The sequence below is a fragment of the Lysinibacillus mangiferihumi genome, from assembly GCF_003049665.1.
In the GTDB taxonomy this organism is placed as follows: domain Bacteria; phylum Bacillota; class Bacilli; order Bacillales_A; family Planococcaceae; genus Lysinibacillus; species Lysinibacillus mangiferihumi.
Genome location: NZ_PYWM01000068.1, coordinates 1 through 6,372 on the forward strand (window position 1 = coordinate 1; position 6,372 = coordinate 6,372).

General features: G+C 35.7%; 10 protein-coding genes and 1 pseudogene. All 11 read left to right on the forward strand.

The window, feature by feature from the left end:
- Window positions 1-38 precede the first annotated feature (38 nt).
- On the forward strand, window positions 39-269 hold the full coding sequence (locus C9J37_RS26930; protein ID WP_107897859.1) for a hypothetical protein: 231 nt from the start codon (window positions 39-41) through the stop codon (window positions 267-269).
- Window positions 269-832 (forward strand): host-nuclease inhibitor Gam family protein, encoded by a 564-nt coding sequence (locus tag C9J37_RS26935; RefSeq protein WP_107897860.1) that lies wholly within the window; start codon window positions 269-271, stop codon window positions 830-832. The genes C9J37_RS26930 and C9J37_RS26935 overlap by 1 nt, the downstream gene beginning before the upstream one ends.
- Window positions 833-842: 10 nt before the next feature.
- Window positions 843-1,049 (forward strand): hypothetical protein, encoded by a 207-nt coding sequence (locus C9J37_RS26940; RefSeq protein ID WP_107897861.1) that lies wholly within the window; start codon window positions 843-845, stop codon window positions 1,047-1,049.
- Window positions 1,050-1,065: 16 nt separating this feature from the next.
- Window positions 1,066-1,452, forward strand: coding sequence for an organic solvent tolerance protein OstA (locus C9J37_RS26945; protein ID WP_235617276.1), 387 nt, complete (start codon window positions 1,066-1,068; stop codon window positions 1,450-1,452).
- A 23-nt stretch (window positions 1,453-1,475) separates the two neighbouring features.
- On the forward strand, window positions 1,476-2,180 hold the full coding sequence (locus C9J37_RS26950) for an AAA family ATPase (RefSeq protein WP_107897862.1): 705 nt from the start codon (window positions 1,476-1,478) through the stop codon (window positions 2,178-2,180).
- 2 nt (window positions 2,181-2,182) lie between these two features.
- A complete protein-coding gene (locus tag C9J37_RS26955) occupies window positions 2,183-2,677 on the forward strand; it encodes a DUF669 domain-containing protein (protein ID WP_107897863.1) in 495 nt (164 codons plus the stop codon).
- A gap of 78 nt (window positions 2,678-2,755) precedes the next feature.
- Complete coding sequence (locus C9J37_RS28675) at window positions 2,756-2,911, forward strand: hypothetical protein (RefSeq protein ID WP_167397456.1); 156 nt, start codon at window positions 2,756-2,758, stop codon at window positions 2,909-2,911.
- Window positions 2,912-2,914: 3 nt separating this feature from the next.
- Window positions 2,915-3,208 (forward strand): hypothetical protein, encoded by a 294-nt coding sequence (locus tag C9J37_RS26960; protein ID WP_107897864.1) that lies wholly within the window; start codon window positions 2,915-2,917, stop codon window positions 3,206-3,208.
- A gap of 11 nt (window positions 3,209-3,219) precedes the next feature.
- Window positions 3,220-5,562: a phage/plasmid primase, P4 family gene (locus tag C9J37_RS26965; protein ID WP_107897865.1), complete on the forward strand. Its 2,343-nt coding sequence runs from the start codon at window positions 3,220-3,222 to the stop codon at window positions 5,560-5,562.
- A gap of 332 nt (window positions 5,563-5,894) precedes the next feature.
- Window positions 5,895-6,113, forward strand: a complete 219-nt coding sequence (locus C9J37_RS26970) for a hypothetical protein (protein WP_107897866.1) — start codon at window positions 5,895-5,897, stop codon at window positions 6,111-6,113.
- Window positions 6,113-6,372 (forward strand): annotated as a pseudogene (locus tag C9J37_RS26975) (hypothetical protein); the annotation flags it as partial. The gene C9J37_RS26970 and the pseudogene C9J37_RS26975, both read left to right, overlap by 1 nt.

The following is a 6,372-nucleotide window of genomic DNA, read 5'->3' on the forward strand; positions in this document are numbered from 1 at the left end:
ATCAACGACACTAACGCTATTTATGGAGGTGTTGAATAATGTTTCTAATCGTTGAATTTAAATACTCAACAGAGCAAGAAGAAAATAAAGTTTCGAAGTTTAATAATCCAAGCCAAATCATCGAATTTGTAGCTGATAAATCAACGGAGCATGAAGCTTTCGAAGTTGTACGCATTAACGAGTACAAAGAAGGTAAGTTAATTCCTTATGAATTAGTTTTCATAAAAGGTCGAATTGATTTAGTACCTGTTGTAGGAGGTATCAAATAATGTTAGCAAACAAACTTGAACAATTAGACGAACGGTTACAAGACAGCTCAGTTGAATTAACAAAAGAAGAAGTAGTTGAGCAATTTAAAATAGATGGTTTAGATTCAGCAGATTGGGCATTACGCAAAATTTCCATTAACAATAAATCGCTACAAGAAAAAGAAGAGCTTTTTGCTAAGTATGAGCAATGGATTAAAGAAGAACGTGCTAAAACGGAGCGTGATAATAGCTTCTTTGAATATTTACTTACAGATTATCATGCACGTATTTTAGCCGAAAATCCTAAACAAAAATCAATTAGTACACCTAACGGTAAAATCCAATCTACTACTCGTAAACCAGCCATTGTTAAACCAGAAAAGGATGGTCTTCCACAGTTGATTGAGTACGCAGAACACAATAACTTCAATGAATTTGTGGAAGTCAAAAAGGAACTAAAGTGGACTGAATTTAAGAAGGAATTAACGCTAACAAATGATTTAAAAGTCGTTGATTCAAACGGTCAAGTGGTTCCAAACGTTCCGATTTCAGAAGGTGGCACAACATTTAAAATCACTACTTAGGAGGATAACAATGGTACGAGTAAATGGCTTATCAGATGCGTTAACAGAAGCTGAAAACTTTAGAGATTCGGCAGTATCAGAAATAAATTCTGCTATTGATACACTTTCAGACATCGATTTCGAAGTCAATACAGAAGAAGATGTCCAGTATATCCAGTCAGAAATAAAAAGTGCAATTGATTCTTTAAAAGAAGCACTCAATACATTAGAAAGCTAATTAGGAGGAAACCCACTTGAAAAAATTACTCAATCAAAAAGAACAACACATTGCTTACACTCGTAAGGAAGCCGAAGAAATCGTAGAAACGGCAAAAGAAAATGCGGCTTTAACCATGAATAAAATCAGTGAAAAATATAACAAGCACGGTCAATACTTCTTAATTGATTTAACGTATACATTCAACACTCCAAAAGAAGTAATGGAAAGTAATCCACGACAAAATGATGCTCCAGATGGTCAAATGAGCATTGATGAAGTGCATGAAGGTGTACCGTATACAGTCAATCTAGATGGCAGCGTTAAATTAGAAAATCAAGATGAAAAATTGCCAGATTTCGAAGATCCATTCGCTGGGGTTGAAGAGAAAAAAGATGATGCTAATGAAAATATGCCATTTTAATAAAAAGGAGTGTGGAAGGCAATATGAAAGTTTCAAGTGCAACTGATATACAAATTGATGCTTCAACGTTTTTACTTTATGCTCCACCTGGTATGGGCAAAACGTCCACAATCAAATATTTAGAAGGCAAAACACTTTATGTCCCTCTAGATAAAACACATTCAGTTTTAAAAGGTTGCGAGAATATCGACATTGTCGAATTCAATAGTCACCAGGCATGGGAAGAATGGAATGCGCTAATGCGAGATTTAGCACGTACTGACTTATCAAAATACGACAACTTAGTATTTGATAATATTTCAGAGTTAACTCGTTCCATGCTTGGTAATTTAGGACGCGACGGCAAAAACAACCGAGTACCATCGATGGCCAACTATCAACAAATTGATTTCTTCATCATAGATAGTGTTCGTTTTATCCAAACGTTAGGAAAACGAGTGGTATTTACTGCATGGGAAACAACAGATAAATGGGAATTGCCAAGTGGTCAAGCTGTCAATCGTTCATATCCAGACATGCGAGACAAGATTTTGAATAACTTTATGGGCCTTTGTCATGTAGTCGGTAAATTAGTTATCAATCCTGAAACGCAAAAACGTGGATTCCTTTTAGAACCAACTGATTATTTATTCGCTAAGAATCAATTGGATGATCGTAAGGCATGTTCGCAAGAAAATATTTTCAAGGTTGGCCATGTGCCTTCCACAGATAATAAGGAGGAAAAATAATTATGGGTTTCAAAATTAATTTTGATGAAGAAAATGTATCATCTGGTGAATTTCAATTAGTAGCTGAAGGGAAATATGAAGCTGCAATAATTAATGCCGAGGCTAAAGAGTGGCAAGGTCAATATTCAATTGGATTCGATGTAGAAATTCGTTCTGATGTTGACCAAAAACATCAAGGAGCAAAAGTTCTTTATAACACGCTTTATTTAAGTAGTACTAATCCGGAATACGCTGAAAATACCGAAAAGAAAAGAAACTCATTCTTAGTGGCCTGCGGTTACAGCGGTAAGCAAAGCCTTGAATTAGATGAGGTAGTTAAAAATATCATTGGTAAAAACGTATTAGTGTATATCAAGCATGTGGAAGACAAAAACGACAAGGAACGCAAATATCCACGTGTTTCATTCGTAGCACCTTCTAAGGTATCCAAAAATGAAGATCCGTTTGCTAATAATAAAAAGCCAATAGAAATTAACGAAGACGATTTACCATTCTAATAAAACTAAATAGAGAGGTCTGTTTTAGGCGGACTTCTCTATTTTTATACCCATATTTAATAGTTTAGGAGTGATTTTATGAAAAAAGGTAGTACATTTCATGCACCTGTAAAAGTATTGAAGGCCAAAAGTGGTGTTCCTACATTGATTGAAGTGAATGGCGTGAAATACTCATTAGCTCATCAAAATAATAATGGTCGTATCACAGCCGCTAAACAACAAAGGAGTGAATGAGAAATGGACGGGAATGCAATTGTTAGTGGGCAAATATTCGAATGTGAAAATGGAACGTTTGATATTGAAATCTTTGAAATTATACAAGATGAATCGAGAAGTCATGAAGAAATGTTTTGTGATGTTGAACATGCAATTATGGATGCATTGTCAGAAGAAGGAGAACAATTTTTCATTGTATATGCAGAAGCCACTTACACTAAATCCTGGACAGATTGTGGATATGAATACGATGTGGATATTGATATTACTAAGTTAACAGATATTAAAAAAATTAATATCGAATTAAGAAAGTAGTGAGTGCAACCATGAAGGAACATTACGATTTTAATAGCATACCGTCAGAGCTTAAAGCCCTTCCTCAGTGGATACTGTGGCGCAAAGAAGAGCGTGATGGTAAACCAACAAAAGTTCCGTATCAAGCAAATGGTGAAATGGCTCAAGCTAATAACCGTCGAACTTGGTCTACTTTTGCAACGGCAGTCAAAAACTATTTAGAAGGTGAATATGACGGCATAGGGTTCGTTTTTAGTAGACAAGATAATTATATTGGAATCGACTTGGATAATTGTGTTACGGATGATAAACCGAACACTTTTTCAACGGAAATCATTGATACATTAGACAGTTACACAGAATTTTCACCATCCGGCAAAGGCATTCACATCATCATTCGGGGTAACCTTCCACAATCAATATTAGGTACAGGCCGTAAAAATACTAGACACGGAATAGAAATTTATTCATATGGACGCTATTTTTCATTCACGGGTAATCGCGAAAATTCAAACGAAATTTATGAGCGTACAGATGAACTGGCTGAAATCTTTGAACAGTACTTTGACGACAGCGATATTCAAGGTCGTGTCAACTTGGCTGAGTTTGAAAAGGATGAAATCAAACTATCCAATGAATCACTTTGGCAGAAGATGTTCCGTAGTAAAAACGGTGATGAGATACGCAGCTTATACAATGGCAATCTAATCAATGATGATCATTCAGCTAGCGATTTAGCACTATCCAACCACCTTGCGTTCTGGACGGGGAAAAGTGCTACACGTATGGATGCAATGTTTCGCGAAACAGGCCTTATGCGTGATAAATGGGATGTTATTCATTTCCGTGATACGAATGAAACGTATGGTGAACGTACTATAGCAATGGCTATTACTTCAACTACTACAACCGTGTTAGACCACAAGCATGAAGAAGAATATGCGGAATTTGATGTGTCATTCACAGTCGGCGCTGTGGCAGAAGAAGTAGAAGAAAAACCGAAAAAGAAATTCCGACTTAATGAATTAGGTAATGCCGAGCGTATCGCATATGAATACGGCCATACCATTCGTTTTGTAAGCGAAATTGGATGGATGTTATGGGACGGCAAACGGTGGAAATACGATAACAAATTACAAATCGAACGCATAGCAAATAAGGTTCTACGTGATCTAGAAAAATCAGAAGATGAAATGGAACGTTCATGGGCACGTAAATGTGGAAAAAGAAATATTCGAATGAATAGCATTAAAGATTTAATGCCTTTGGTTCCAGCTGAACGTGAAGAATTTGACCAACATAAATATTTATTCAATTGCTCCAATGGAATTTTAAACTTACGAACAGGGAAACTACAGCAACATGATCGTGATCTCCGTTTATCTAAATTAGCAAATGTTGAATTTGAAGAAAAGGCTCAATGTCCTACATGGTTAAGTTTTTTACAGCAAATTTTCAAAGGTGACAACGAGCTAATCGATTATATGCAACGTTTAATTGGCTACAGCATGACAGGTGATATTAGTGAACAAGGTATGTATTTCCTTGTGGGCGGTGGTTCCAATGGTAAATCAACGTTTATCAATATCATCAAAGCAATGATGGGTGACTATGGTTTACAAACAAAATCAGACACCTTCATCAAAAAGAAAAACGATGGTGCCAATAACGATATTGCCCGTTTAGTCGGTAGCCGATTCGTTTCAGCGGTGGAGAGTGAGGAAGGGGAAAAACTACAGGAATCACTTGTGAAAACAATTACAGGTGGGGAGCCGATATTGGCCCGATTCTTACGACAAGAGTTTTTTGAGTTCATCCCAGAATTTAAAGTTTTCTTTACTACAAACCATAAACCGATCATTGGCGGTGTGGATGAAGGTATTTGGCGAAGAGTAAAAATCATTCCATTTACCTTAAATTTAAAACCACATGAGCGAGATAAAAAACTTGAAGAGAAATTATCACTTGAAATGTCAGGTATTTTAAATTGGGCTTTGGAAGGCTGCATGAAGTGGCAGCAGTCGGGGTTGAAAGAGCCAAAGATTGTTGTGGATGCAACAGGTAATTACAAAGAGGAAATGGATATTTTAGCACCATTCCTTAGTGAAATTTGTTATACAGATGAACCGAAAAATGAAGCAATTCGAATTGAAGCACAAGAATTGTACAAAGTCTACGACAGATGGTGTCTTAATTCTGGAGAGCGTCAAATTGGAAATCGATCGTTTTATCGCATGTTAGAAACAAAAGGTTTCGGAAAAACAAAAGGCACTGGAAATAAAATGTTTTTGACAGGAATTACCTTAAATGAACGAAAGCCAGTTACTAAAGGGGTTACTGTAAATGAAGAAACAAGTGGTTTTAAGCTCGTTTGATAACCATTTTACTAGTTCAATAACTTTAATAAAATTTTTAAAAAATCAGTCATACCAAGGGTTTAAGAGGTGTTTTTTACTACTTTAGTTATTTTAGTTATTTGTTTTGGAGTTCATTTAAAAAACAAAATAAAAAATAAATATATATATAGAGCCCCGAACTCCGCAACTGATAACTTATGTAACTTTTAGGCGGTGAAAACAACCTTGAAGCCTTGTGGCTGTAAGGTTTAGTGGGTAGTTATTTAAGTAACTTTAGGGTTGTTTAAGGGTGGTTTTAGTTAGTTAGGAGACTGTTTTTTAAATATTAATAACTTGAAGGAGATGAAAAAATGGTTGATGAATTTATTCGAAATAAAATCGTAAAAAGTCCAGGTGCCGTTTTATCTCAAAATGAAGTGTATGAGAAATATAAAAAATTCTGTTGCGAACAAAATGAAAAAGCAGAAACAAAAATTTGGTTCGGTAGAAAAATGAATATTTTTGGTTTCTCATCAAAACAAATCTCAAAAAATGAACGAATTTATTTTGACTTCTTGGTGGCAGATTGATGGTTTTATATGTCCTTTCACAAATTTGGAAAAGTGGTGCTGAAATATATCGGGATGAATCGGATGGTAGATTGTCGCTTAAAAATGCGAAGCTGGTGCCAGAGGAAATATTAAAGGCTGCTGATCCGATTTTCGGTGAAATAGAAAAATGGTTCAAATCATGGGAAGAGGCCAAAGTAATCGATAAGCATATTCGAATGATGGTGCATCAAGCTTGTGGATGGCAACACAATCCGAAATTGAATGAATGGATATGCGC

Coding starts and splice junctions, on each gene's coding strand:
- C9J37_RS26950 (WP_107897862.1), top strand. CDS start 1,476: ATGAAAGTTTCAAGTGCAACTGATATACAAATTGATGCTTCAACGTTT.
- C9J37_RS26970 (WP_107897866.1), top strand. CDS start 5,895: ATGGTTGATGAATTTATTCGAAATAAAATCGTAAAAAGTCCAGGTGCC.
- C9J37_RS26960 (WP_107897864.1), top strand. CDS start 2,915: ATGGACGGGAATGCAATTGTTAGTGGGCAAATATTCGAATGTGAAAAT.
- C9J37_RS26965 (WP_107897865.1), top strand. CDS start 3,220: ATGAAGGAACATTACGATTTTAATAGCATACCGTCAGAGCTTAAAGCC.
- C9J37_RS26940 (WP_107897861.1), top strand. CDS start 843: ATGGTACGAGTAAATGGCTTATCAGATGCGTTAACAGAAGCTGAAAAC.
- C9J37_RS26930 (WP_107897859.1), top strand. CDS start 39: ATGTTTCTAATCGTTGAATTTAAATACTCAACAGAGCAAGAAGAAAAT.
- C9J37_RS26935 (WP_107897860.1), top strand. CDS start 269: ATGTTAGCAAACAAACTTGAACAATTAGACGAACGGTTACAAGACAGC.
- C9J37_RS26955 (WP_107897863.1), top strand. CDS start 2,183: ATGGGTTTCAAAATTAATTTTGATGAAGAAAATGTATCATCTGGTGAA.
- C9J37_RS28675 (WP_167397456.1), top strand. CDS start 2,756: ATGAAAAAAGGTAGTACATTTCATGCACCTGTAAAAGTATTGAAGGCC.